This is a genomic window from Terrabacter sp. 2TAF16 (assembly GCF_052115065.1).
In the GTDB taxonomy this organism is placed as follows: domain Bacteria; phylum Actinomycetota; class Actinomycetes; order Actinomycetales; family Dermatophilaceae; genus Terrabacter.
The window spans coordinates 179,860-203,543 of sequence record NZ_JBFRFZ010000006.1; the positions used below are offsets into that span (position 1 = coordinate 179,860).

Annotated in this window: 22 protein-coding genes; 9 read left to right on the forward strand and 13 right to left on the reverse strand. The window is 72.5% G+C overall.

The window, feature by feature from the left end; all coding sequences use genetic code 11:
• Window positions 1-74 precede the first annotated feature (74 nt).
• Window positions 75-323 carry a WhiB family transcriptional regulator gene (locus AB4Z14_RS09650; protein ID WP_020142976.1) on the forward strand — a complete coding sequence of 83 codons (249 nt, stop codon included), beginning with the start codon at window positions 75-77 and terminating at the stop codon, window positions 321-323.
• A gap of 102 nt (window positions 324-425) precedes the next feature.
• On the opposite strand, the gene AB4Z14_RS09655 is transcribed toward AB4Z14_RS09650, so the two are convergent.
• Together AB4Z14_RS09655 and AB4Z14_RS09660 are read right to left on the reverse strand one after the other, a co-directional pair.
• Window positions 426-1,913, reverse strand: a complete 1,488-nt coding sequence (locus tag AB4Z14_RS09655; RefSeq protein WP_442275011.1) for a sensor histidine kinase — start codon at window positions 1,911-1,913, stop codon at window positions 426-428.
• Between the two features lie 43 nt (window positions 1,914-1,956).
• Window positions 1,957-7,116 (reverse strand): NAD-glutamate dehydrogenase, encoded by a 5,160-nt coding sequence (locus AB4Z14_RS09660; protein ID WP_442275012.1) that lies wholly within the window; start codon window positions 7,114-7,116, stop codon window positions 1,957-1,959.
• Between the two features lie 237 nt (window positions 7,117-7,353).
• Here AB4Z14_RS09660 and AB4Z14_RS09665 point away from each other — a divergent pair, with 237 nt between their 5' ends.
• From AB4Z14_RS09665 to AB4Z14_RS09675, 3 genes are all read left to right on the forward strand, one after another.
• Window positions 7,354-7,665, forward strand: a complete 312-nt coding sequence (locus AB4Z14_RS09665; RefSeq protein WP_442275013.1) for a hypothetical protein — start codon at window positions 7,354-7,356, stop codon at window positions 7,663-7,665.
• Window positions 7,662-8,153, forward strand: coding sequence for a hypothetical protein (locus tag AB4Z14_RS09670; RefSeq protein ID WP_442275014.1), 492 nt, complete (start codon window positions 7,662-7,664; stop codon window positions 8,151-8,153). The genes AB4Z14_RS09665 and AB4Z14_RS09670 overlap by 4 nt, the downstream gene beginning before the upstream one ends.
• Before the next feature lie 84 nt (window positions 8,154-8,237).
• Window positions 8,238-8,735, forward strand: coding sequence for a DUF2505 domain-containing protein (locus tag AB4Z14_RS09675; protein ID WP_056770568.1), 498 nt, complete (start codon window positions 8,238-8,240; stop codon window positions 8,733-8,735).
• Between the two features lie 69 nt (window positions 8,736-8,804).
• Here AB4Z14_RS09675 and pruA read toward each other — a convergent pair whose 3' ends face one another.
• From pruA to AB4Z14_RS09715, 8 genes are all read right to left on the reverse strand, one after another.
• Complete coding sequence (gene pruA / locus AB4Z14_RS09680; RefSeq protein WP_442275015.1) at window positions 8,805-10,433, reverse strand: L-glutamate gamma-semialdehyde dehydrogenase; 1,629 nt, start codon at window positions 10,431-10,433, stop codon at window positions 8,805-8,807.
• Between the two features lie 124 nt (window positions 10,434-10,557).
• Window positions 10,558-10,956, reverse strand: a complete 399-nt coding sequence (locus AB4Z14_RS09685) for a DUF4870 domain-containing protein (protein ID WP_056770575.1) — start codon at window positions 10,954-10,956, stop codon at window positions 10,558-10,560.
• Between the two features lie 191 nt (window positions 10,957-11,147).
• Window positions 11,148-11,861 carry an SGNH/GDSL hydrolase family protein gene (locus tag AB4Z14_RS09690; protein ID WP_442275016.1) on the reverse strand — a complete coding sequence of 238 codons (714 nt, stop codon included), beginning with the start codon at window positions 11,859-11,861 and terminating at the stop codon, window positions 11,148-11,150.
• Window positions 11,862-11,921: 60 nt separating this feature from the next.
• Entirely contained in the window at window positions 11,922-12,872 is a 951-nt protein-coding gene (locus AB4Z14_RS09695; protein WP_442275017.1) for an alpha/beta hydrolase, read from the reverse strand.
• A 124-nt stretch (window positions 12,873-12,996) separates the two neighbouring features.
• Entirely contained in the window at window positions 12,997-13,599 is a 603-nt protein-coding gene (locus tag AB4Z14_RS09700) for a TetR/AcrR family transcriptional regulator (RefSeq protein WP_442275018.1), read from the reverse strand.
• 62 nt (window positions 13,600-13,661) lie between these two features.
• Entirely contained in the window at window positions 13,662-14,966 is a 1,305-nt protein-coding gene (locus AB4Z14_RS09705) for a phosphotransferase (RefSeq protein WP_442275019.1), read from the reverse strand.
• An 8-nt stretch (window positions 14,967-14,974) separates the two neighbouring features.
• Window positions 14,975-15,415 carry a DUF6912 family protein gene (locus AB4Z14_RS09710; RefSeq protein ID WP_442275020.1) on the reverse strand — a complete coding sequence of 147 codons (441 nt, stop codon included), beginning with the start codon at window positions 15,413-15,415 and terminating at the stop codon, window positions 14,975-14,977.
• Window positions 15,415-16,836, reverse strand: coding sequence for a WS/DGAT/MGAT family O-acyltransferase (locus AB4Z14_RS09715; protein ID WP_442275021.1), 1,422 nt, complete (start codon window positions 16,834-16,836; stop codon window positions 15,415-15,417). Before AB4Z14_RS09715 ends, AB4Z14_RS09710 begins: the two co-directional genes overlap by 1 nt.
• Window positions 16,837-16,876: 40 nt before the next feature.
• On the opposite strand from AB4Z14_RS09715, the gene AB4Z14_RS09720 reads away from it, so the two are divergent.
• The gene (locus AB4Z14_RS09720) at window positions 16,877-17,263 is read left to right on the forward strand and encodes a hypothetical protein (protein WP_442275022.1); all 387 of its coding nucleotides are present in this window, start codon (window positions 16,877-16,879) and stop codon (window positions 17,261-17,263) included.
• 2 nt (window positions 17,264-17,265) lie between these two features.
• A complete protein-coding gene (locus AB4Z14_RS09725) occupies window positions 17,266-18,648 on the forward strand; it encodes a hypothetical protein (RefSeq protein WP_442275023.1) in 1,383 nt (460 codons plus the stop codon).
• A 15-nt stretch (window positions 18,649-18,663) separates the two neighbouring features.
• Here AB4Z14_RS09725 and AB4Z14_RS09730 read toward each other — a convergent pair whose 3' ends face one another.
• Both AB4Z14_RS09730 and AB4Z14_RS09735 read right to left on the reverse strand, forming a co-directional pair.
• Window positions 18,664-20,121, reverse strand: coding sequence for an AAA family ATPase (locus AB4Z14_RS09730; RefSeq protein ID WP_442275024.1), 1,458 nt, complete (start codon window positions 20,119-20,121; stop codon window positions 18,664-18,666).
• The gene (locus AB4Z14_RS09735; RefSeq protein WP_442275025.1) at window positions 20,118-20,780 is read right to left on the reverse strand and encodes a hypothetical protein; all 663 of its coding nucleotides are present in this window, start codon (window positions 20,778-20,780) and stop codon (window positions 20,118-20,120) included. Before AB4Z14_RS09735 ends, AB4Z14_RS09730 begins: the two co-directional genes overlap by 4 nt.
• A 282-nt stretch (window positions 20,781-21,062) precedes the next feature.
• Between AB4Z14_RS09735 and AB4Z14_RS09740 the strand changes: the two genes are divergently transcribed.
• Window positions 21,063-21,290 carry a helix-turn-helix domain-containing protein gene (locus AB4Z14_RS09740; RefSeq protein WP_020142994.1) on the forward strand — a complete coding sequence of 76 codons (228 nt, stop codon included), beginning with the start codon at window positions 21,063-21,065 and terminating at the stop codon, window positions 21,288-21,290.
• A 20-nt stretch (window positions 21,291-21,310) separates the two neighbouring features.
• Here the strand turns inward: AB4Z14_RS09740 and AB4Z14_RS09745 are convergent, their stop codons facing one another.
• Window positions 21,311-21,892: a hypothetical protein gene (locus AB4Z14_RS09745; RefSeq protein ID WP_442275026.1), complete on the reverse strand. Its 582-nt coding sequence runs from the start codon at window positions 21,890-21,892 to the stop codon at window positions 21,311-21,313.
• 62 nt (window positions 21,893-21,954) lie between these two features.
• Between AB4Z14_RS09745 and AB4Z14_RS09750 the strand changes: the two genes are divergently transcribed.
• Complete coding sequence (locus AB4Z14_RS09750) at window positions 21,955-23,118, forward strand: LysM peptidoglycan-binding domain-containing protein (protein WP_442275027.1); 1,164 nt, start codon at window positions 21,955-21,957, stop codon at window positions 23,116-23,118.
• Entirely contained in the window at window positions 23,118-23,657 is a 540-nt protein-coding gene (locus tag AB4Z14_RS09755; protein ID WP_442275028.1) for an Rv3235 family protein, read from the forward strand. Before AB4Z14_RS09750 ends, AB4Z14_RS09755 begins: the two co-directional genes overlap by 1 nt.
• Window positions 23,658-23,684 lie beyond the last annotated feature (27 nt).

Below are 23,684 nucleotides of genomic sequence, written 5' to 3' on the forward strand. Positions count from 1 at the left end.
CGCCCCGAGCACATGCACCGCGACCGACACCCGGCGTCGGTGCGAACCGAGATACATGAAGGAGCACGATCCACATGGATTGGCGCGACCGCGCTGCCTGCCTGGAGGCCGATCCGGAGCTGTTCTTCCCCATCGGGAACACCGGCCCGGCCATCCTGCAGATCGAGGAGGCGAAGGCTGTGTGCCGGACCTGTCCGGTCATGGACACCTGCCTCAAGTGGGCCCTCGAGACCGGCCAGGATGCCGGCGTCTGGGGCGGCCTCTCCGAGGACGAGCGCCGCGCCCTGAAGCGCCGCAACGCGCGGGCTCGCCGCGCCGGCTGAGCCCCGCACGACCATCGTCGTCGAGCCCGGTGACCCTCCCCGGTCGCCGGGCTTTTGGCTGCCCGCGTATGCCGTCCGGTGACGACCGGGGTGCCGTGCCCCTCAGGTGATGGGGCGCAGGGTCGCGGTGAACCGGGCCCGGGTGCCGTGGGGCACGACGGCCTCCCACGAGATGCGGCCCTGGAGATCACTGACGAGCGACTGGACGATCTGGGTCCCGAGACCCGAGCCGGGCCGGCGGGCCGGGTCGATGCCCTTGCCGTCGTCCTCGACCGAGACGACGACCATCTGCTGGCCACGCTCGTCGGCCTGACGGTCGATGAAGATGCGCACCTCTCCCCCGGCGTCGCCGAGGCCGTGCTCGATGGCGTTCTGGACGAGCTCGCTCATGATCATCGCCAGCGACGTCGCGTCCTCGGCGCGCAGGCGCCCGAAGGAGCCCTCCGTGACGGTGTGGACCGGCGCACCGTTCGCCGAGACCTCGACGACGGCGTTGAGCCCGCGCTGGGCGATGGTGTCGAACTCGACCGTCTCGTCGAAGCCCTGGCTCAGCTGGTCGTGCACCATGGCGATGGTCCCGACCCGGCGCTCGGCCTCGGCCAGCGCGATCTTGGCCTCGCCGTCGGGGAGCCGGCGCGACTGGAGGCGGAGCAGCGCGGCCACGGACTGGAGGTTGTTCTTGACGCGGTGGTGGATCTCGCGGATCGTCGCGTCCTTGGTCATGAGCTCGCGCTCGCGACGGCGCAGCTCGCCGACGTCGCGCATGAGCACGATGGCACCGAACCGCTGCCCGGCCTCGGTGAGCGGGATCGCCCGCATCGAGACGGTCGTGCCGCCTGCGACGACCTCGGTGCGCCAGGGCTGACGCCCCGTGACGACGAGCGGCAGCCCCTCGTCGACGGGGTAGGACTCGCGGATGTTGTCGGTGACGATCTGGGCGAGGCTCGCCCCGACCACCTCGCCGAGGTGCCCGAGCCGGTGCAGGGCGGAGACGGCATTCGGGCTCGCGTAGGTGACGATGCCGTCGACGTCGAGTCGGATGACGCCGTCACCGACCCGGGGTGCGCCGCGTCGCAGGCCCGTCGGGGCGCCGCTGTGCGGGAACTCTCCCCCAGTGACCATCCGGCACAGGGCGTCGGCCGTGGCGAGGTAGGTCAGCTCGAGGCGGCTCGGGGTGCGCGTCGTCCAGAGGTTCGTGTGGCGGGTCAGGACGGCGACGACGTGGCCACCACGGACGACGGGTATGTACTCCTCGCGCACCGACTGGTCGGCTCCGTGCTCGTGCGGGACGACGACCTGGCGCACGCGCAGGATGCGCTGCTCGGCCGCGGCCTCGTCGAGCAGGTCACGGGTGCGGCCGGGATCGGCGATGCGGCCCACCTGGTCGTCGACGAAGACGAGCTGTCCCGTCGTCGGGCGCACGTGGGCGACGGCCTCCCAGCGGTCGCTGATCGACCGGACCCAGAGCACGAGGTCGGCGAACGAGAGGTCGGCGACGAGCTGCCAGTCGCCGACGAGCAGCTGCAGCCACTCGACGTCGTGGTCGGGCAGGTTCGTCCGGCCGCGCAGGAGCTCGCTCAGGGTTGCCACGTCCCGAGCCTAGTGAGCCACGGGGCCCACGCGTTCGGTGGCCTCACCCACCCACTCGAGTGAGCGCCCCGTCCCACTCGAGTGAGCGCGCCGTCCCACCTGCCWCGWGGCAGGCGGTCTTCGTGGCCGGGGCCTTCTTCACGGCTGCCGTCGAGGTGGCGGGCTGCTTGGCCTCGGTCTTCGGGGCCGCGCTGGCCGCCTTCTTCGGGGGCGCCTTCTTCGCGGCGGACGCCTTCTTCGCGGGTGCCTTGCTGGCAGACGCCTTCTTCGTCGGGGCGGGACCCGACGGCGCCTGGGCCTGGATGGGCGCGGGCTGGCCGGACGACGCCGGCTTGGTGACGGTGCGCAAGGTGCGCAGGGCGACCGAGAGCGCGGCGATGCCGGCGTGGCTCATCCGCTCGATCCCGCCGAGGGCCGCCCGGGCCCGACCGAGCGCGTCGGCGTTGAGCTCGGACCACTCGGCGAGGCGGCCCGCGGCGTCGTGACGCGGGTTGCTCACCTCGAGCACCGACCGGGTCAGGCTCTCGAGGACCGCGTAGAGGTCGTCGCGCAGCGCGCCGCGGGCCATGGCGTCCCAGCGGTCGTCGCGCGGCAGCATCGTGACCCGCGTCAGCATCGCGTCGATCGAGAACGTCTCGGAGGTCAGGAAGTAGACCCCGACGACGTCGTCGAGCTTCTCGCCGGTGTCCTCGGCGATCTCGATGCAGTCGAGCAGCGAGTAGAGGTCGAGCAGGGACGCCGCGGCGAGCGCGAGATCCTCCGGCACGCCCTTGCCCTCGAGCTCGCGGGCCCGTCGCTGCAGGCGGGTGCGCTCGCTGCCCTGGAGCAGCTCGGCGATGCGGCCGGAGAAGGCCTCGATGCCGGGGCGGAAGCGCGCCACCTCGGCCGCGATGTCGAGCGTCGCCGGGCGTGAGGTGAGGAACCAGCGCACCGAGCGGTCGATGAGGCGACGGAACTCGAGGTAGAGCGCCGTCTGCGCCGCCGTGCTCACGACGTTGTCGGTGGCCTCCACGCCCCGCACGAAGCCGGCGAGGTCGAAGACCTCGCGGCAGACGACGTACGCGCGGGCGACCTGCTCCGGGGTGGCGCCGGTCTCCTCCCCCGCCCGGTAGGCGAAGGTGATGCCGCCGCGGTTGACCATCGAGTTCGCCACCGCGTTGGTGACGATCTCGCGACGCAGCGGGTGGGCGGCGATCTCGTCGGCGTACTTGCCGCGCAACGGCTTCGGGAAGTACTCGGCGAGCGTCGACTCGAACCACGGGTCGTCGGGCAGGGCCGTCGTGATGAGCTGGTTCTTGAGATAGAGCTTGGCGTAGGCGACGAGCACCGAGAACTCCGGCGACGCGAGGCCCAGTCCGTCCTTCTGGCGGCGCGCGATCTCGGCGTCGCTCGGGAGGAACTCGAGCGACCGGTCGAGGTCGCCGTTCGCCTCGAGGAACTGGACGAGGCGCTCGTGCACGCCGAGCATCGCGTGCTGCTGCGCGCGGGCGTTGCCGAGCAGGACGTTCTGCTCGTAGTTGTCACGCAGCACCTGCTCGGCGACCTCGTCGGTCATCGAGGCGAGGAGCGTGTTGCGACGCTTCGTCGTCAGCTCGCCGGAGCGGGTCAGCTCGGTGAGCAGGATCTTGATGTTGACCTCGTGGTCGGAGGTGTCGACGCCGGCACTGTTGTCGATGGCGTCCGTGTTGATCCGGACACCCGCCAGCGCGGCCTCGATGCGGCCGAGCTGGCTCGCCCCGAGGTTGCCGCCCTCGCCGACGACCTTGCAGCGCAGGTCGCTGCCGTTGACGCGGATGGCGTCGTTGGCCCGGTCGCCGATCTCGGAGTTCGTCTCGGCCACCGCCTTGACGTAGGTGCCGATGCCGCCGTTCCACAGCAGGTCGACCGGCGCGAGGAGGATCGCCTTCATGAGGTCGGCGGGCGTCATCGACTTCGTGCCCGAGCGCAGCCCCAGGGCCGCGACCATCTGCGGGCTCACCGGCACCGACTTGGCCGATCGCGGGAAGATGCCGCCGCCCTTGCTGATGAGCTTCTCGTCGTAGTCGGCCCACGACGACCCGGGCAGGTCGAACATCCGCCGACGCTCGGCATACGAGGTCGCGGCGTCCGGGTCGGGGTCGACGAAGATGTGCCGGTGGTCGAAGGCCGCGAGCAGGCGGATGTGCTCCGAGAGGAGCATCCCGTTGCCGAAGACGTCGCCGCTCATGTCGCCGACGCCGACGACGGTGAACTCCTGGGTCTGGGTGTCGACGCCGAGCTCGCGGAAGTGGCGCTTGACCGACTCCCACGCGCCGCGCGCCGTGATGCCCATGCCCTTGTGGTCGTAGCCCGCGGAGCCGCCGGACGCGAAGGCGTCGTCGAGCCAGAAGCCGTAGTCGGCGGAGATGCCGTTCGCGATGTCGGAGAACTTCGCGGTGCCCTTGTCGGCGGCGACGACGAGGTAGGTGTCGTCCTCGTCGTGGCGCACGACCCGGCGCGGCGGCACGGCGGCACCCGAGACGAGGTTGTCGGTGAGGTCGAGCAGCCCGGAGATGAAGAGCTTGTAGGACGCGATGCCCTCGTCCATCCACGCGGCGCGGTCGACGGCGGGGTCGGGCAGCTGCTTGGCGTAGAAGCCACCCTTGCTGCCGGTCGGCACGATGACGGCGTTCTTGACCATCTGCGCCTTGACGAGCCCGAGGACCTCGGTGCGGAAGTCCTCGCGACGGTCGGACCAGCGCAGACCGCCGCGGGCGACCTTGCCGAAGCGCAGGTGCACGCCCTCGACCCGGGGGCTGTAGACCCAGATCTCGAACATCGGTCGCGGGGCCGGGAGGTCGGGGACCTTCTTCGGGTTGAGCTTGAGCGAGACGTACGACTTGTCGCGGCCGTTCTCGTCGGGCTGGTAGAAGTTCGTGCGCAGGCTCGCCTGGATGACTCCGAGCAGGGCACGCACGATGCGGTCGTGGTCGAGGCTCGCGACGTCGTCGAGCGCCTCCTTGATGCGCGTGACGACCTGCTTCTGCCGCGACGCCCGCTTGTCGTGGCCGGCCTCGGTCTCGGGGAAGGCGTCGGGGTCGAAGCGCGCCTCGAAGAGCTCGACGAGGCTGCGGGCGATGCCGGTGTTGGCGGCGAGCGCCGACTCGACGTAGTCCTGCGAGAAGGTCGAGCCCGTTTGGCGGAGGTACTTCGCCACGGTGCGCAGGATGACGACCTGCCGCCAGGTGAGACCCGCGGCGAGCACGAGGGCGTTGAAGCCGTCGGACTCGGCACGGCCGTCCCAGACGGCCCGGAAGGCCTCCTCGAAGCGCTCGCGGACGTCGGCCGAGAGGGCTGCGTCGCCGGACCCCCACGTGCGGGCGTCGGCGCACAGGCCGAAGTCGAAGATGTGCAGCGTGCGGCCGTCGGGTCCGGGCACCTCGTAGGGGCGCTCGTCGGTCACCTCGACGCCGAGGTGCGTGAAGAGCGGCAGCACCTGCGTCAGCGACAGGTCGGCGCGGCGGTAGAGCTTGAAGCGCCGCTCGCGCGGGTCGTCGGACGCGGGGTCGTCGTAGAGGTGCAGGCCGGTCGTGCGGTCACCGTCGCCGAGCGCGTCGATGCGGTCGAGGTCCTCGACCGCCGTCTCGACGTCGAAGTCCTCCTTGTACGCCTCGGGCAGGGCCTTGGCGTACGCCGCCATCGTGCGGGCCGCGCCCTCGAGGCCGCGGGCCTGGCCGAGCGCCTCGGAGAGGTCCTCGTCCCAGGTGCGGGTCGCGTCGATGACGCGCTTCTCGAGCTCCGCCTCGTCGATGTCGGGGATGTCGGTGCCCGCCGGCATGCGCACGACGAAGTGGAGGCGCGCGAGCGTCGACTCGCTGACCCGCGTCGTGTTGTCGATGTTCTCGCCGCCGAAGGCCTCGAGCAGGATCGCCTCGATGCGCAGGCGGACCGTGGTGTTGTAGCGGTCGCGCGGGAGGTAGACGAGGCACGAGACGAAACGGCCGAACTCGTCGCGACGCAGGAAGAGCTTGGTCTTGCGGCGCTCCTGCAGGTGCAGGACGCTCGTCGCGATCTCGGCCAGCTGTGCGGGGCTCGTCTGGAAGAGCTCGTCGCGCGGGTAGGTCTCGAGGATCTGGAGGATGTCCTTGCCGGAGTGGCTGTCGGCGCTGAGCCCGGTGAGGCGCAGCACCTCCTGCGCCCGCACGTCGAGGAGCGGGATGTCGTGGATCGTGTCGTTGTAGGCGGCCGAGGCGTAGAGGCCGAGGAAGCGCTGCTCGCCGACGCACTCGCCGCGGGCGTCGAAGCGCTTGACCGAGATGTAGTCGAGGTAGACGTCGCGGTGGACCGTCGCGCGCGAGTTGGCCTTGGTGATGATGAGGATGGTGGAGTCGCGAGCGGCTCGGCTGGCAGCCGGCGTGAGCACGAGTCCCTTTCCGGCAGAGGGCCGGTCGTAGCGGAGCAGCCCGAGACCGGTGCCGGGCACCTGGCGCGAGACGTCCTTGCCGTTCTCGTGCGAGAGGGAGTACTCGCGGTAGCCGAGGAAGGTGAAGTTGTTGTGTGCGAGCCACTCGAGGAAACGGCTCGTCTCGCGCGCCTGGTGCGGGTCGGTGCCGGGTGGCGTCGCCGAGCGGAGCTCGCTCGCGATGGTCAGCGCGTGGGCGCGCATCTTGGGCCAGTCCTCGACGGAGTCGCGGACGTTCTCGAGGACGTGCCGCAGCCGGGCCTCGACGTCGGGCAGGGCGTCGGCCGGTAGGCGGTCGATCTCGAGGTGCATCCACGACTCGCGCCCGAGACCGAGGGAGCTGGACTGCACGGTCGTCGAGCCGTCGGTGATGACCGACTTGAGCTCACCGGTGATGGTGCGCGAGACGGTCATCTGCGGGTGCACGATGAGGTGGACGCCGCGGTCGAAGCCGCCGAGAGCGGCCACGACGGAGTCGACGAGGAACGGCATGTCGTCGACGACGATCTGCACGACCGAGTGGCCCGTGGACCAGCCTTCGTCGTCGGCGGTGGGGTTGAAGGCGCGCACGTTGAACGTGCCGACCGGGCGATCCTGGGCGAAGGCGCGGTGCTCGGTGGCGATGGTCGCGAGCTCGCGCGCCGGGCGCGCGAGCAGGTCCTCGGTCGCGACGAGGCGGTAGTACGCGAGGAGGAACTCCTCGAGGTCGCGGGACGCGGTGCCGCCGGATCGGCCTCGGCCCCGTCGAGAGGGAGGCGCCACTGCCGCGGCAGCGGCCTTCATGACGTCGATTCGAGTCTGTTCGAGTGACGCTGACATGCGGTCGTCGGATTCCTCACCGTGTGGCCCGTACGGCGGCACGTCGTTGTGCCGCCCATCTCACCATGTGAGCCTATCCCCGTCGGCGTCCACGCCCGAACCACCCCCGCCGGACACTCCGCGACTGTGACGCGAGTGATGGACGGGACAGGCGGTGGAGAACTCCGGGGCGCCCGGACGCCCAGTCCCTAGAGTGGTGCCATGACCGAGGGGAGCCGGGTGGCGGGCGCTGCGGACCCTGCGACGCTCCGAGCCCTCGCCGCCGGCCGGTCGACGACGCGGACGCTCTCCGACGACCTGCTGACGCACCTTCCTGACGTCGGCGACCTGCCCACGCAGCGCGCGCTCGACACCTGGGTCGAGCAGGCGGCCGACACCCTCCGGGCCCTCTCGGAGGCACTCGAGGAGCGGCTGCTCGACCTCGGCGCCGCCCCCGGGCGGCCACCCGCCGGCGTCGACGAGCAGGTGCCGCGAGACGGCCGTCCGGCCACGCAGGCGGGTGACGCCCGATGAGCCTCTCCCCCGGCGACCCCGGCTCGACGTCGGCGCTCGGCGGCGCCCTGCGCACGCAGGCCCACCAGCTCGCCGACCTCGTCGTCGACCTCGACGCGGCCGCGCGGCGGGTCGGGCGCACCGGGGGGCCCGACCCCACGGGCCACGAGCGCGACCTCGTGACCCGCGCCGCCACCGAGCTCGACCGGGTCGGCGGCCTCCTGCAGTCCTGGACCACGACCGCCGTCGAGTCGGCAGCCCGCGTCCGCGCGCTCGAGCCGGCCCTGACGCGCTGCGACCTGACCATCGACGGCCGGCTCGTCGTCGAGCGCTCGGGTCCGAGCCGTGTCGAGCCGGGCGAGCGCCGCGCCGAGCGCGATCGGCTCCAGGAGCTGCTCAACCGCGTGACGGCGGTCCGTTCGCGCGAGCTGGCCCGGCTCCGCCGCGAGCTCGAGGCGTCCGGCACGACACTCGCGGCCCTGTCCGACCGCGCCCGGTCGGGCGCCTGAGCGTCACCTCGGCGCCGGGCGCGTGACCCGGCCGTACGGCATCCGTCCTCGGGGTGTGGTGGACGGTGCAATAGCGTGTCGGCCATGAAGATCTCCGAGACGATCACGTATGCCGCCCCGCCCGAGACCGTCTACGCCATGGTCACCGACGTGGCCTTCCAGGAGCGCAAGTGCGTCGAGGCCCACGCCCAGCGGCACGAGGCCGCGGTCAGCCCGGCGGGTGACGGCGCCCGCGTCGTGACGAAGCGCGACCTGCCCGCCGACGACCTCCCCGACTTCGCCAAGTCGATCGTCGGACCGACCCTCTCGGTGACGGAGACCTACGAGTGGGGTGGGGCGGCCGGTGACGGCACCCGCACCGGCACCCTCACGGTCGAGGTGGCCGGGGCTCCCGTCGCGATGCGGTCGAGCGTCCGGCTCGCCCCGGCCGGTGGCGGCACGCAGATCAGCATCGACGGCGACCTCAAGGCCTCGATCCCGCTCTTCGGGGGCAAGGTCGAGAAGGCCGCCGCCCCTGCCGTCATCGACGCGATCCGCAGCGAGCAGCGCACCGGCAACGCCTGGCTGTCCGAGCGCGCCTGACACCCCTGCACGACGCTGGGCCCGCCTCCTGACGGAGACGGGCCCAGCGGCATACGTGCTCGGGGCGGGTCAGCCCATGTGCGGATAGGTGTGGTTCGTCGGCGGGACGAACGTCTCCTTGATCGAGCGCACGCTGGTCCAGCGCAGCAGGTTCTGCGCGGCGCCCGCCTTGTCGTTGGTGCCCGACGCGCGACCCCCGCCGAACGGCTGCTGGCCGACGACGGCGCCGGTCGGCTTGTCGTTGACGTAGAAGTTGCCGGCGGCGAAGCGCAGGCGCTTCGTGGCGTCGGCGATGACGCGACGGTCCTGGGCGATGATCGAGCCGGTGAGCCCGAACGGCGCGAAGCGCTCCATCTGGTCGAGCACGGTGTCGTACTGCGCGTCGGGGAAGACGTGCACCGACAGGATCGGGCCGAAGTACTCGGTGCGGAAGGACTCGTCGGCGGCGTCCTTGATCTCGAGCACCGTCGGGCGCACGAAGTAGCCGACGGAGTCGTCGTAGGTGCCGCCGGCGACGACGTCGATGCCCGTTGTCGCGTGAGCCCGGTCGATGGCGTCCTTGTGCTTGGCGAACGCGCGGTCGTCGATGACGGCGCCCATGAAGTTGGACAGGTCGGTGACGTCGCCCTGGGTCAGGCCGTTGGTGATGTCGACGAGGTCGCCCTTGATCTGCTTCCACACCGAGGCGGGGACGTAGGCGCGCGAGGCGGCCGAGCACTTCTGGCCCTGGAACTCGAAGGCACCCCGGATCATCGCGGTGCGCAGGACGGCCGGGTCGGCACTCGGGTGGGCGAGGATGAAGTCCTTGCCGCCGGTCTCGCCGACGAGGCGCGGGTAGGTGCGGTAGCGGTCGAGGTTGGTGCCGACCTCGTGCCACAGGTGCTTGAACGTCGGGGTCGAGCCGGTGAAGTGGATGCCGGCGAGGTCCTCGTCGCGCAGGGCTGCCTTGCTGACGTTGATGCCGTCGCCCGTCACCATGTTGATGACGCCCGGAGGCATGCCGGCCTCCTCGAGCAGCTCCATCGTCAGCTGCGCCGCGAGCTGCTGGGTCGGGCTCGGCTTCCACACGACGGTGTTGCCCATGAGGGCCGGGGCGGTCGGCAGGTTGCCCGCGATCGCGGTGAAGTTGAACGGCGTGACCGCGTAGACGAAGCCCTCGAGCGAGCGGTAGTCGGAGCGGTTCCAGATGCCCTTGGCGTTGAGCGGCGGCTGCTGCTCGAGGATCTGGCGGGCGAAGTGGACGTTGATGCGCCAGAAGTCGATGAGCTCGCACGCGGCGTCGATCTCGGCCTGGTAGGCCGTCTTGCTCTGTCCGAGCATCGTCGCCGCGTTGAGGCGGGCCCGCCAGGGGCCGGAGAGCAGCTCGGCGGCCTTGAGCAGGATGGCGGCGCGGTCGTCGAAGGACAGCTCGCGCCACATCGGTGCGGCGGCCTTGGCGGCGTCGACAGCGGCCTGGCCCTCCTTGACGGTGGCGTTGCGCAGCGTGCCGAGGACCTTGCGGTGGGCGTGCGGCTGGCGGACGGCGATCTTGCGACCGGTGCCGGTGACCCGCTCGCCGTTGATCGTGTGGGGCAGCTCGGTCTGGGTCGACCCCAGCTCGGCGAGGGCGACCTCGAGCGCGGCTCGCTCGGGCGAGCCCGGCGCGTAGTCGAGCACCGGCTCGTTGGCCGGTGCGGGCACGTGGGTCACGGCGTCCATCAAGTTCTCCTGCGGTTGGCACGGGGTCTCGCCCGGTGCAGGCGAGTGGGGTGGCCCGCCTCGTGGGCGGAGCCACCCCATCGTTCCATGCCGGCCACGGTGCCCGTCAGCCCTGCCGGGGCACTCAGTGCAGGACGGGGATGCTCCACGGGTAGCGGAAGCTCTCACCGCGGCTCGCGGCCATCGCCGCCCTGATGTGGAACCACAGCGCGGCCACGACGGCGACGATCCACACGATGATGGCGACCGGGATGAGGATCACGGTGAAGAGCATGACCCAGCCGGCGATGATCGCCGCCCAGACGGCGAGGTTGAAGTTGAAGGAGTCGGCGGCGGCCTTGCGGACGAAGGCGCTGCGGTCCTTGTAGACGGCCCAGATGAGCAGCGGGCCGACGAAGCTGAGCCAGCCGACGGAGATGACGGCGGCGACGATGGCGGCGAGGTGGCCGAGGACGGCCCACGTGCGCTCGTCGCTCGTCGGGGTCAGGGACTGGCCGGACGGGTTCGGGATCGGTTGTGTCATGACCCCATCGTCGCGCCACTCGGGGCCGTGGCGCTGCCGGGGAGCGCCCTGACCCGACCCTGAGCGGCCCCTGACCGACGCCGCCCACCCTCGGGGTGGAGGCGCGGTGCGGTCGGGGCCGGGTCGGAGTCGGGTCGGAGTCGGGTCGGAGTCGGGTCGGAGTCGGGTCGGAGGCGGGTGGGCAGGCGCCCTCAGGCGGTGGCGCCCACGGCGTCGTCGACGACGAGCGAGCAGACCTCGCTCGTGGGGTCGGCGACGTCGATGGCCGACAGGAGGGTGAGGGTGAGCTGGAGGTGACCTCGCGCGCCCGGGTGGAACGTGTCGTCGAGCCAGCCGTCGGGCGCCACCTCCCGGCCCGCGTCGGACGCGGCCGCCTCCCACGCGGCGGCATGGTCGACGACGAGCACCCCGAGGTCGCGCGCGACCTCGCGCACCGCCTCGGCGTAGAGCGCGATGAGGCGGGGCCCGCGGCCGCCGTCCTCGAGCACGGGCGGGGGCGTCTGGAGCACGACCGTGGCTCCGACGTCGCGGGAGCGCTGGACGATCTGGTCGAGGCGGTAGCGGAAGCCGCGCACGCCGTCCTCCCCCGCCAGGATGTCGTTGGTCCCGAACATCACGAAGACGACGTCGGGCGCGAATCGTCCTGCCCGCCAGTGGAACTCAGGAAGGAGGTCTTCGGTCGTGGCTCCCGACACGCCGGAGTTGATGACCGCGTCCCCACGACGACCGAGCTCACCGCGGACGCGCTCGGCGAAGTGCTCGACGTAGCCGCGGCGGCCGTGCGTGTGCACGACACCCTGCGTGATGCTGTCGCCGAGGAAGACCCACGTCACGGGTGGTCCGGCGAGGATCTCGCGGAGGCGGTCGGCATCGCGGCGGGCGTACTCGTCAGCGGTGAAGTCCATCCGCGCAAGGTAACAAGGGATGGCGCACCCGCGACTCCCCCGGACCAGCACGTGGGACGGTCAGGCCGCTCCGGCGCGGGCCTGCCCACCGGTTGCCGATCGGCCGTCGGCGACCGCGTCCGGCCATGGCTGGGGACGGTCGTCGCCGTGCAGGCTGGCCTCCACCGGGAGGCGGTCGACGAAGCGGGCGACGGCTCCCCCGACCGCGGTGTCCGCAAGCACCCGACGGTGCCCGAGCCCGGCGGTCGAGAGCAGCTCGGCCCCCGGCCAGGACTGCACGAGGCGCGCCGAGGGCGCGTGCGGCACCTCTCGGTCGAGCAGGTCGTGGACGACGAGCAGCTCGGGCCGCTCGGGCCGCTCGAGCGAGGTCGCGATCGTCACGAGGTCGAGCTCGTCGGGCGCGTAGCCGGTGCGGAGTCGGACCCGTTCGACGAGCCGACGCGTCGTCCGCGCGCCCAGCCCCAGCTCGCCCTGAAGGCGGACGAGCAGGTCGGGTATGCCGCTCGGCGGGGCGATGAGGACGAGCCGCTCCGCTGACACCCAGCCGTCGCGGATCGCCAGCAGTGCGGACAGGGCGCCCATCGAGTGCGCGACGACGGCCCGCGCCGACCCGAACCGCGCGGCGACGGCGTCGAGGGAGCGACCGAGCTCGACCGCATCGGAGGAGCCGGAGCCGTGGACACCCGCGTCCGACCGGCCGTGACCGAGCCCGTCGAAGGCGACGACCTGCAGGCCCCGGTCGAGCAGGGGCGCGACGAGCGGGGTCAGCTGCTCGAGGGACCCGCCCCAGCCGTGCACGAGGTAGACGACCGGGCCCTCACCCCAGACCCAGCCCCGCACGGAGCGGCCGCGGAGCCCAACCTCGAAGGCCGAGCCGAGCAGCTCCCGGATCGGCGTCGCACCCGAGGGCGTGGCGATCGAGTGTCGGGCCGGGGGCAGTCGGAACCAGAGCCGTTCGGCGACCCGCGCTCCCACGCGAGGTGCGAGCGCTTCGCAGATCCGGAACGCCACGTGCGTGGTGGTGAACTGAATAGACCGATCGTTCGTGCTTTTCTGTGGCGACTGGAGGGCCATGACTGCTCCTTCTGGATGGTGATCGGGACGGGCGGTCCGCGCAGGACCGGATGCGTGGTGGTCAGGCCGAGCGGGCGACGGGCCGACAGTCGTCGATGAGGCGGTCGAAGGCTCGGCGCGCCCGCTCCTCGGCCCGACCGTCGCGCATCAACCGACGCGCGTGGTGGTGCGCGAGCACGATGCCCTCGAGCTCGTAGGCGAACTGCTCGGCGTCGACGTCGTCGCGGAAGTGCCCCTCGCTCACCGCGGTGCCGACGATGAGGGTCAGGGACTCGAGCTTGTCGCGCTCGGCGCGCACCAGCTCGTCTCGGACCGGCCCCTCCTGGTCGTCGAACTCGCTTGCTGCGTCGACGAAGATGCAGCCGCCGTCGAAGGCGGTGGACTGCCAGGTGATCCAGCGGTCGAAGAACTCGCGCACGCGCGCCTCGCCACGGGGGGTGGCCACGGTCGGACGCATGACGACGTCGGTGAACCGCTCGCGGGCGTGCTGGAGCACCTCGACCTGCAGCGCCTCCTTGGAGGCGAAGTGGGCGTAGAGCCCGCTCTTGCTCAGCTTCGTCGCCGCGGCCAGCGTGCCGATGGTCAACCCCCCGAGCCCGACGAGCGACGCGAGCTCGGTGGCCTCGTCGAGGATCGCGGTCCTCGTGCTCTCACCCTTGCCCATGACGTCTATAAAAGCACGATCGTTCGGTCGCGACAAGAGATCACGTCATGGCACCACGCCCGTCAGGCGCCGCGCCACCAGAGCAGACGGGAGATCACGACCTCGAGGTCGTGTGCGAGCGCACCGGACGGGTCGCCGTCCACGGTCTCGGGGTACGCGACGTCGCGGTGGGCCTCGAACCACGGCGCGAGCGCCCACCAGGCCCGGGCCCTGGCCCTCGTGTCGTCGTCCACGCCGGACGCCACAGCCTCGGCGAAGGCCACCGATGTCGCGTTGAGCGCCCACGCGAGGTCGAGAGCGGGGTCGGTGACCCGGGCGTCGCCCCAGTCGATGACCCCGGACAGCCGCCCGTCTCGCGCGAGGACGTGCTCGCTCACGAGGTCCCCGTGGCACAGGGCCTGCTCACCGACGGTCGCCACCTGCTCGAGCAGCGCCTCCGCGGTCGAGCGGTGCTCGGGCGCCAGGAGGGGCAGCACGACGAGCCCGAGCCGCTCCACCCGGACGGTTCGTTCGACGTGGTCGTCCGCTGCCGACGGGCACCCCGCATCGGCCGCGAGGGGAAGCGGGGTGGCGTGCAGCACCTCGAGGAAGGCCGCGAAGACCTCGCCGTCCGCCGAGGTCAGGCGTGCCGGATCGACGGCCTCCCCCGCCACGAGGGCGTGCCGCAGCCGCAGCGGCGCACGGTCGAGCACGACCGGGCGGGGCACCTCCACCGGAAGCCCGTCCGCGATCGCCGGGAGCAGGACCGCCTCGGCGAGCAGCGCCGTCTCGACCTCGGGCCGGCGCGCGGTGCGGTCGACCCAGCGCTGTTCCACGAGCGTCGCCACGCTGTCCCAGCCCTGGCGGAGCGGGACCCGGTCGGCATGCCATCCGCGCACGAGGGACGACCACACGGCCACGCTGTCCGGCACGATGCTGTCGGCCTCGTCGTCGAACCGGCGCACGAGCTCCTCGACCGTCACCCACTCGCCCCATGACACCTCCTCGGGCTGCCACCGGATCGGGCCGTCCCACGTCACGACGAAGCGGAAGGCCCGGTAGCGCGTGTGGTCGTCGGCGTAGTCCGCCACGCCGAGAGGCTCGAGCGGGACCCCGGCGACACCGAGCTCCTCGTCGACCTCGCGTACCGCGCCCGCAGCCGGATCCTCCCCCGCCAGGACGACCCCACCGGCCGCGACGTCGAGCAGACCCGGGTAGACGTCCTTCGTCGTCGTGCGACGGTGGAGGTAGATGCGACCGAGCGGGTCGCGCACGACGATCGACGAGGCCGCGTGACGCAGGTTGCGCGCGCGCATGACCGACCGCGGCGACGATCCCGACACGTGACCGGCCTCGTCGTAGAGCGCGACCACCTCGTCGTCGGCCATGTCGGGGCTCAGCCGAAGAAGGAACGCACGTCGTCGAGCTCGGTGACGTCGTACCAGAGCAGCTCGTCGGCCTCCTCGTCGACGTCGCCGGTCACCTCGTCGTCGATGTGGAACGACGCGACCCGCGAGAGGGGCAGCGGCGCCGTGAGCACGACCTTCGACACGGGCGCACCGTCGCGCGGTGAGACCCACGTGGCGTCCGCGTCGGCGGATGCGACGACGCGACGGTCCGAGCGCACCGACCGCAGCCCGGCCGCAGCCTCGACGGCATCGCTGAAGGCGGCGTACTCGAGGTCCTCGACGTCGAGACCCGGCGCGGCCTGCTCGAGACCCGACGTGACGGCATACGCCGTCCGGGGCGTGCCCGGACCGGCAGCGAGCGCGCCTGCGGTGGCGAGCTCCTCGAGGCCTGCCCGCCCCAGCGGCACGTAGACGCGCACGACCGGCATCAGGACTCCCTCCCGCTCGTCAGCTCGGCGAGCGACTCGACGATGGACTGGCCGAGCACGTCGACGTCGGGCATGGCGTCGCGGTCGGCGTTGAGGCCGAAGTAGACCCCGCCGTTGTACGACGTGATGCCGATCGAGAGGGCCTGCCCCTTGGCGAGCGGCGTCACCGGATAGGTCGAGAGCATCTCGGCGTCTCCGGCGTAGAGCGGCGTCTGCGGGCCCGGCACGTTGGTGATCATGACGTTGTAGAGGCGGCGCGACATCGCGGAGCCGAGACGCGCACCGAGGGCGTGCAGGGTCGGCGGCGCGAACCCCGCGAGGTTGGCGAGCGACGTCGCCCCGACCGCCTGTCCGCCCTCCATCTGCTGGCGCATCGCGAACGCGATCTGGTGCAGGCGCATCGAGGCCCCGGGCTCTCCGACCGGGAGGTTGACGACGCAGGCCATGACCTGGTTGGCATACATCCCCGCCGGGTCGTCGCCGTAGATGCTGACCGGCACCATGGCGCGCACCGACGTGTGGGGGCTGACGGCCTCGCCGCGCCCGAGCAGCCATGCCCGGAAACCGCCCGCGATCGTCGCGAGCACGACGTCGTTGATCGTCACGTCCTCGGCGTACGCGCCGCGGGCCAGCCGTTTGCGCACGAGGCGGTAGTCCTCGAGATCGGTCGCGATCATGACCCACCGGCGGGCCGAGCCGATCTCGGCGTTGAGGGGCGAGTCCGGCGCGGGACGAGCGGCGGTGCGCGCGACCGTCGAGAGCACCTGGCCGGCCGACTCGACGGCACGCAGGCCGACGTTGAGGGCGTCGTTGAGACCGCCGCGGACGAGGTCGACGACCTGCGTCGGGCGGCGCACCGCATCGATGACGGCACTGGTGACGAGCTCGACCGACGACGGTGACCGGCTCGGCTCCCACGGCGGCACGACGTCGTCGAGGTCCTCACCCTTGACGGCGTCGACGATGACGTGCGCGATGTCGAGGGCGTTGACGCCGTCGATGAGCGCGTGGTGGGTCTTCGTGACGATGGCGAACCGTCCGTCGTGCAGGCCCTCGACGAGGTAGACCTCCCACAGCGGGCGGGTGCGGTCGAGCTTGCGCGGCTGGACACGGGCGACGAAGTCCTGCAGCTGCCGGTCGCTGCCCGGACGCGGCAGGCCGGCGCGACGCACGTGGTAGCCCATGTCGAAGGCCTCGTCGTCGACCCAGACGGGGTTGCCGATCCGGCCCGGGACGTCGCGGACCTTCTGCCGGAAGCGCGGAATCGCCCCGATCCGGCTCTCGATGATACGGACGAGCTGGTCGTAGTCGAAGCCGTCGCGAGGAGGCTGGAAGACCATGACCGACCCGACGTGCATCGACGTGGTGGACTCCTCGAGGTAGAGGAACGACGCGTCGAGCGAGGTCAGGCGGTCAGACATGCTCACACTCTGCCAGACGCCCTTGCTTAGGATCGTGGCCATGCGTACGTTTCGCGCCCTGCCGTATGCCGTCTGCGTCCTCGCGCTCGTCGGTGCCGCCGCCTGCTCGCCCGGCACCCCCGATCCCGGACCGGGCGGCAGCACCGGCGTCGTCTCGACGGGCAGCGTCAAACGCCTCGAGGTGACCGTCACCGGGACGACCGTGACGCCTGCCCCGGCGCAGGTCGACCTGCCGATCGGCTCGACGCTCGAGCTCGTCGTGACGAGCGACCACGACGACGAGCTGCACGCCCACGGCTTCGACGTCGAGGCGACGCTCAAGGCCGGCACCCCGACGACCCTGCGGCTGACCGGCACCGAGGCCGGTCTCTACGAGGTCGAGACCCACGAGCCGGCCCTGACCCTGCTCACGGTCGCTGTCCGCTGACCGTGGCGTCCCTCCCGGCCGCACTCGCTTCCGCCCTCCCACCAGCCCTCGGTCCGGGCTCCGTCCCGGCTGTCGTCCCCGCCCACGGCGTCGGTAGCCGCGGCGACCTTCCTCTGCCGTTCACCGCCCTCGTCATCGCGGCGGTCGCCGCGCTCGTCATCTCGTTCGTCGCCATCAGCACGCTGTGGCGCGAGCCGCGGCTGCGCGACACCGACGGGGTGCTGTTGCCCGGGCCCGTCGCCGCCGTGCTCGACTCGCGCTGGCTGCGCATCGTGGCCCGCGTCCTGGCCGGCATCGTCACGGTGTGGACGCTGGCGGCGCTCGTGTTCGGCCCCGACTCGGCCCGCAACCCGGTGCCCCAGGTCGTCTACGTGTGGCTGTGGGTGGGCCTCGCCTTCTCCTCGATGCTCCTCGGCCCGGTCTGGCGGGTCATCAACCCGCTCCGCGCGCTCCACGCCGGCCTGCTCCGACTTGCCCGGGTCTCGCCCGACCTCGCGGCCCTGCCCTACCGCTGGGGCCTGTGGCCCGCGGCCCTCGGGCTCGGGACCTTCACGTGGGTCGAGCTCGTCGCCGAGGACAACACGTCGCTGGGCTTCCTCCGCGTCCTCGTCGCCGTCTTCTTCGCCGTGTCGCTGCTGGGTGCGGCCGTCTTCGGCCGCACGTGGTTCGACCACGCCGACCCCTTCGAGGCGTGGTCACGGCTGCTCGGCCTGCTCTCGCCGCTCGGCCGGCGCCATGACGGGCGGTGGGTGCTGCGGACCCCGCTGCACGGCGTCAACGGCCTGCGTGGCCAGCGGGGCCTCGTGCCCACGGTTGCCGTCATGCTCGGCGGGACGGCATACGACGGCTTCTCGGCCAACCTCTCGTGGGCGACGTTCGTGCAGTCCTCTCCCCTGCCGTCGGCACTGCTCCGGACGGCCACCCTCCTCGCCTTCTTCGGCTTCGTGGCCCTGACGATCTGGCTGGCCTCGGTCGTGTCGGTGAGGCTCGCCGGCGAGCCCTTCTCCCGCTCGTTCTCCTTCGTCAGCGACATCGCGCCGTCGCTGATCCCCATCGCCGGTGGTTACGTCATCGCGCACTACTGGTCGCTCTGGGTCTATCAGGGGCAGTTCGCGTGGCGGCTGCTCACCGACCCGCTCGGGACGGGTGCCGACCTGCTCGGGACTGCCGACCTCACCCCGAACGACCTGCTCATCCAGCCGACGCTCGTCGCGACGATCCAGGCCGTGAGCATCGTCGTCGGGCACCTGCTCGGCGTCCTCGCCGCCCACGAGCGGGCGATCACCGTCCTCGACCGTCGCGCCGCGGTCATCGGTCAGGTACCGCTGATGGTGGTCATGGTCTTCTACACGCTCGGTGGCCTGACGATCCTCTTCGCGCCCTGACCGGACGCCGTGCCCTCAGGCGCCGACGGCACTCGACGACCGGCGCCCATGGCCCCGGCGGCGGCCTCGCCCTCTCCGCTCGCGAGGCTCGGGCGATGCCACCGTCCACGGCAGCAGACCGGTCGCGAGGTCGGCCACCGCACGACGGACGGGCGAGTCCGGCGCGTGCTCGACGACCGAGCGCCCAGCGAGCAGAGCCGCGTCGACGGCGGTGGCGTCGTCGGGCACGAACCGCACCGACGCGAGCCCGGCGAACCGCAGGAGCGAGTCGGCGATGCGGGACTGGGGACGGGACCCGACCGCGCCGCTGCGCACCCGGTTGACGACGGGCACCGGCTCGCCGGACGGCACCGTGCCGAGCTCCTGCAGACCCCGGACGAAACGCTGGAGCGCGACCGGGTCGGCGCCGCCCACCGCCACGACGAGGTCGGAGGCGGCCAGGGAGGTCAGCGTGGCCTCGTTGCGTCGCGGGGCCACGGTGTCGTAGCTGAGCTCCTCGTCGTCCTCGAGGCAGAAGCCGCAGTCGACGACGACGACCTGCACGAGCGACCGGCTCAGCTCGAGGACGCGCTCGAGCGCTGCGGCGCGCACCTCGGGCCACCGCTCGGCCTTGGGCAGGCCCGTCAGCACGCGGAGTCCCGGGACGACCACCGGGGCGATGCGCGCGAGCGCGGCCAGGTCGAGCAGGCCCTGGTCGGCCGCACGGCACGCCGCCGCCACGCCCGGCGCCTCGTCGAGGAGCCCGAGGGTCTGCGCCACGCAGCCCCCGTAGGTGTCGGCGTCGACGAGCAGCACCTCGACGCCACGGCCGGCGACCTCCGCAGCGAGGGTCGTCGCGACCGTCGTGCGACCGGGCGCGCCGGTGGGTCCCCAGACCGCGATGACCGACGCACGCTCGGGGCCGCGACGCGAACCGGTCACTCGCCCCGCGGCCGCGTCGTCGCCGGACGGGTCGTCGGCATCGCGCGAGCCGACGTGCTCACGGCCTGCGGCGATGCCACCGGAGCCAGCCGGACGCCACCCCGCGTCACCGTCGGTCGAGCTCTCGGTGTGGTCGGGCGCGGCCTGCTGGTCGGCGCAGACGCCCGCATCGCCGCTCAGGGCCGCCTCGAGGTCGTGGGATGCGCCCCATCCCTCCTGCAGCGACACCTCCCACCGGTCGGTCCCCGCGTCGACGGGAAGCGTCACCGTGATCGTCAGCTGTCGCAGGCGGCGCTCGGCGGGCTCGTCGTCGGCGGGGTGCACCCCGATCACGCGGATCCGGTTGGCGCGCAGGCGATTCACGACCGCGAGGTCGAGGCCGCGCAGGTCGGAGGAGACAACGGCAGTGTCGCCCAGACCCGCGTCGGCCACCGACAGCAGCTCGGACACGTCGGCACACCGCCGCGTCACCGTCACGTCACGCAGACCCTCGAGGGTCGTCGCGACCGAAGACTCCCAGTGGTGGCTGAGGGCGGTCAGGACCTCGGTCATGCGCCGCCGCCGGTGACCGCCCCGACGGAGGGGACGAGGGTCAGCTTCGCCTCGCCGTCCACAGCCTCGACGAGCGGCTGGACCTTGTCGGCCGGCACGTAGATCTGCACCGACGTCATCGAGCCCGCGCCGAAGCCACCGCTGCTCGTCATCACCGCAGCCACCGCGGCGGACTCGAGGACCTTCTTCGTCGGGGTGGTGGCCGCGTCGCTCGTCGTCGGGGCCTTGGGCGTCATGAAGACGTCGACGCGGCTCCCCCGTGCCAGGCCGGTCGTCGACATCGCGTCGGCGCGGACCGTGACCCGCTGCACAGCGACGGCATCGGCGTCGCCGACGGCGGACACGGGCACCAGCTCACCCGCGCGCACGTCACGGACCATGAACGAGCCGGTCGGCGCCGTGGCGTCGGCGGCGAGGTAGGCGTTCATCCCGTCGGCGAGTCGCACGTCGGCGCGCACGAAGGAGGCCTCCTCGACCTCGTCACCGGCCACGAGGTTGCCCGCCGCGACCCACACCGGGACGCGGTCGTCGGCGCTGGCGACGGCCTTGGCCCCCAGCGTCGCGGCGACGACGACGAGCAGCACACCGACGACGAAACGGCTGTCACGCCAGGACGGTCGTTGCAGGCGCTTGGCGCTGGGACTGGCCAGCTCGGTCATGTGGGCCCCCTGTGGTCCGCTCGGCGATGGCTGGACGCCCGTCGCACGACATCGGACGGACGCGGCAACATCTTGCATCAACCGGGCGCACACCGCCCGTCCAGGTGCACAGCTGGGGACGACGGACGATGACGACGGCACGGATCCCTAGGATGGAGCCGTTCCCTGCCCTCGACCCACGAGCCCGTGCCGGTCGGTGGCACCGGCCGTGTCCGGACGCGCCGCGGCGGGTACGGGTGTGGTCGAGGCCGTCGACAGACGGTGCCCAGAGGAGGAGTCAACGTGGCCCAGCGGTTCCTGCAGCTCGCCGAGGTGTCGGAGATCCTCAACATCTCCTCCGCCCAGGCGTACGCCCTCGTGCGCTCCGGGGAGCTGCCGGCCATCAAGATCGGTGGCCGGGGCCAGTGGCGCGTCGAGGCCACGGAGCTCGAGGGCTACATCCAGCGGATGTACGCCGAGACGAAGTCGTTCGTGCAGGCGCACCCGTTCGGCGGCTCCGCCGAGGAGTGAGGCCACCCCGGTCCCGGCCCTCAGAGCCGGCGGACCGAGCCGAGTGACCAGAAGGGCACGAGCGACCGCCCGGTGACGTTGGCCGCTCGTCGGGCCTCGTCGGCCGCGTGCTCGGCGATCTCGAGGTGGTCGGACCCCACGACGTCGATGGTCCCCGTCGACGCGTGCCCGTCCACGTCCACGACCTCCACGACGGCGCGGTCGCGGCTCACCGCCCGTAGGGCCGCCCCGAGGCCGAACCTCCGGGCCACGACGGAGGGCGTCCGAGCCCCCGGCGCCAGTCCCGACACCGCGCGGACCGCAGGCAGGGCCACGAGGACCGGCCGTCCCGGCGCGGTCTCGACGAGTGCCCAGTCCGGCCCGACGTCGACGAGCCGACCCGCGAGCACGCGGTCGCGCACCCGCAGCCCCACGTGCGTCGCACCGACGTTCGCGAGCAGCCGCGTGTGCACGTCGAGCAGCGCGCGCTCGCGCCGGGTGCGGTCGGCGACCTCGGCCTCGAGCTCCCGCACGTCGTCCAGCGCGAGCTGAGCCTCGAGGTCGTCGAAGAGTCGGTCCCAGCGCATGCGCACACCCTCCCCTGCTGCGATGGTGCGGGCCACCCGACGATTCTTGACCAACACCATACTTGACCAAACACACGCAAACTGCATTGAATGAAGGCATGGACAGGGGAATGCAGTTGGCACCAGGACACGGAGCGGGAGCACGCACCGCTGCCCGACGAGACGACGAGAGCGGCCGCGCAACCGGGACTCACCGCGCCCAGCGGCGTCGGACGCGCCTGAACGGCCCGCGCCTGCGCGAGGTCGGGGCCGGCGCCGTCGGGCTGGCCGTCGCCGTCATCACCCTGCTGACTCTCGTGACGGTCGCACGACGGGGCAGCGACACTGCTGACACCGCCCGGCCGGACGACGTCATCCTCCTCGCTCTCGCCTGGATGGGCGTCCTGCTCGCCGCGTGGCTCGCGCTCGGGTGCCTGTTCGCCGTCGCCTCCCTCCTTCCGGGTGCAGCAGGACGGGTGGCCCGCGAGGTCGCCGACCGGGTCACCCCGACCGCGGTGCGCAAGGTGCTGACCCTCGTCCTCGGCGCCTCGGTCGGCTCGGTGGCCCTGCCCCCGGCGCCCGTCTCGAGTGCCGGCTCCGCTCCGACGGCACGCGGCGCCGGTGTTCAGACGTCGTCCGCCGAACGGGCCTCCGCACCGGACCTGACGCCCGGCTACACACCCACCGAGCTGACGCCCGGTTACACACCGTCCGCCGGGTCCGCCGGGTCCGCCGGGTCCGCCGGGTCCGCGGGGGCGGCTGGGTCTGCCAGCCCGACCCCGTCGTCCCACTCGCGGCCCGCCGACCTTCCCGGGCTCCCCGTCGAACCGGGCTACTCCCCCACCCCGGGCACGCAGCAGGGCATCGCCGCACCTGCGTCCCCGAGGCCGCCAGACGAGCCCGGCTACCTCCCGACGCAGCCCGTGCCGGTGCTCGACGCGGACCGGTCCCAGCTCATGGCCCCGCCCCCGCGTCCCGCCGCGTCGGCCCACGACCTCGTCACCGTGCGCCGTGGCGACTCGCTCTGGACGATCGCCGCCCGACACCTCGGTCCGGACGCCTCCGACGCACAGATCTCCCGCGAGTGGCCGAGGTGGTATGCCGCCAACCGCGACGTCGTGGGTGAGGACCCGGACGTCATCCTGCCGGGAGTGCAGCTGCGTCCGCCCTCGAGCGCCCCGTCATGGCCGGGCACCCCTGAGTCCCGCGCAGCCGTGCCCCGACCGTCCAGCGCCCCCGTCGGCGCCGGCGACGGCGTCCCGGCAGAGCAGGGAGCCCGGTGATGACGCGAGCGACCACCCCACCCGGCCAGACCGGCACCTCCACCCGCGACGGCTTCACCGTCCGGCGCATCCCCCAGACGGCGCCTCGGATCATCAGCGCCGACGAGGCCTGGCACGGGGAGCCGCCCTACGCCCAGGACGCCCTCGCCCTCGACTTCTTCGGCGCGCGCGACGACGAGGACTTCGGCCGGCAGCCGACCCGCACGAGCCTGCTCCCCGAGCCGGCACCGCTCGTGGGACGCCTCGCACAGGCCATCGTCGAGGTCGTCTCGGGCCAGCGTCCCGCGCCCCAGCTCATCCGGCACACGGCGCCGACGATCTACTCGGTCATCGCCAGGCAGGCCATGGTCGCCGGCCGACGTCGCACCCCCGGCCCACGCCGCTCGGCGGTCGTGCGTCGCGTGCGCGTGTGCGAGCCGGCCGACGGCATCGTCGAGGCCTGCGCCGTCGTCGTGTCCCACGGGCGAGTCCGGGCCCTGGCCCTGCGGCTCGAGGGCCTCGACGGGCGGTGGCTCGTCACGGCGCTCACCATCGGCTGACCGCGCGCGTCATCGGAAGTCGCGCAC

Coding starts and splice junctions, on each gene's coding strand:
- AB4Z14_RS09685 (WP_056770575.1), bottom strand. CDS start 10,956: ATGACACAACCGATCCCGAACCCGTCCGGCCAGTCCCTGACCCCGACG.
- pruA (WP_442275015.1), bottom strand. CDS start 10,433: ATGGACGCCGTGACCCACGTGCCCGCACCGGCCAACGAGCCGGTGCTC.
- AB4Z14_RS09650 (WP_020142976.1), top strand. CDS start 75: ATGGATTGGCGCGACCGCGCTGCCTGCCTGGAGGCCGATCCGGAGCTG.
- AB4Z14_RS09720 (WP_442275022.1), top strand. CDS start 16,877: ATGCGTACGTTTCGCGCCCTGCCGTATGCCGTCTGCGTCCTCGCGCTC.
- AB4Z14_RS09690 (WP_442275016.1), bottom strand. CDS start 11,861: ATGGACTTCACCGCTGACGAGTACGCCCGCCGCGATGCCGACCGCCTC.
- AB4Z14_RS09735 (WP_442275025.1), bottom strand. CDS start 20,780: ATGACCGAGCTGGCCAGTCCCAGCGCCAAGCGCCTGCAACGACCGTCC.
- AB4Z14_RS09700 (WP_442275018.1), bottom strand. CDS start 13,599: ATGGGCAAGGGTGAGAGCACGAGGACCGCGATCCTCGACGAGGCCACC.
- AB4Z14_RS09675 (WP_056770568.1), top strand. CDS start 8,238: ATGAAGATCTCCGAGACGATCACGTATGCCGCCCCGCCCGAGACCGTC.
- AB4Z14_RS09665 (WP_442275013.1), top strand. CDS start 7,354: ATGACCGAGGGGAGCCGGGTGGCGGGCGCTGCGGACCCTGCGACGCTC.
- AB4Z14_RS09730 (WP_442275024.1), bottom strand. CDS start 20,121: ATGACCGAGGTCCTGACCGCCCTCAGCCACCACTGGGAGTCTTCGGTC.
- AB4Z14_RS09750 (WP_442275027.1), top strand. CDS start 21,955: ATGGACAGGGGAATGCAGTTGGCACCAGGACACGGAGCGGGAGCACGC.
- AB4Z14_RS09715 (WP_442275021.1), bottom strand. CDS start 16,836: ATGTCTGACCGCCTGACCTCGCTCGACGCGTCGTTCCTCTACCTCGAG.
- AB4Z14_RS09755 (WP_442275028.1), top strand. CDS start 23,118: ATGACGCGAGCGACCACCCCACCCGGCCAGACCGGCACCTCCACCCGC.
- AB4Z14_RS09670 (WP_442275014.1), top strand. CDS start 7,662: ATGAGCCTCTCCCCCGGCGACCCCGGCTCGACGTCGGCGCTCGGCGGC.
- AB4Z14_RS09705 (WP_442275019.1), bottom strand. CDS start 14,966: ATGGCCGACGACGAGGTGGTCGCGCTCTACGACGAGGCCGGTCACGTG.
- AB4Z14_RS09710 (WP_442275020.1), bottom strand. CDS start 15,415: ATGCCGGTCGTGCGCGTCTACGTGCCGCTGGGGCGGGCAGGCCTCGAG.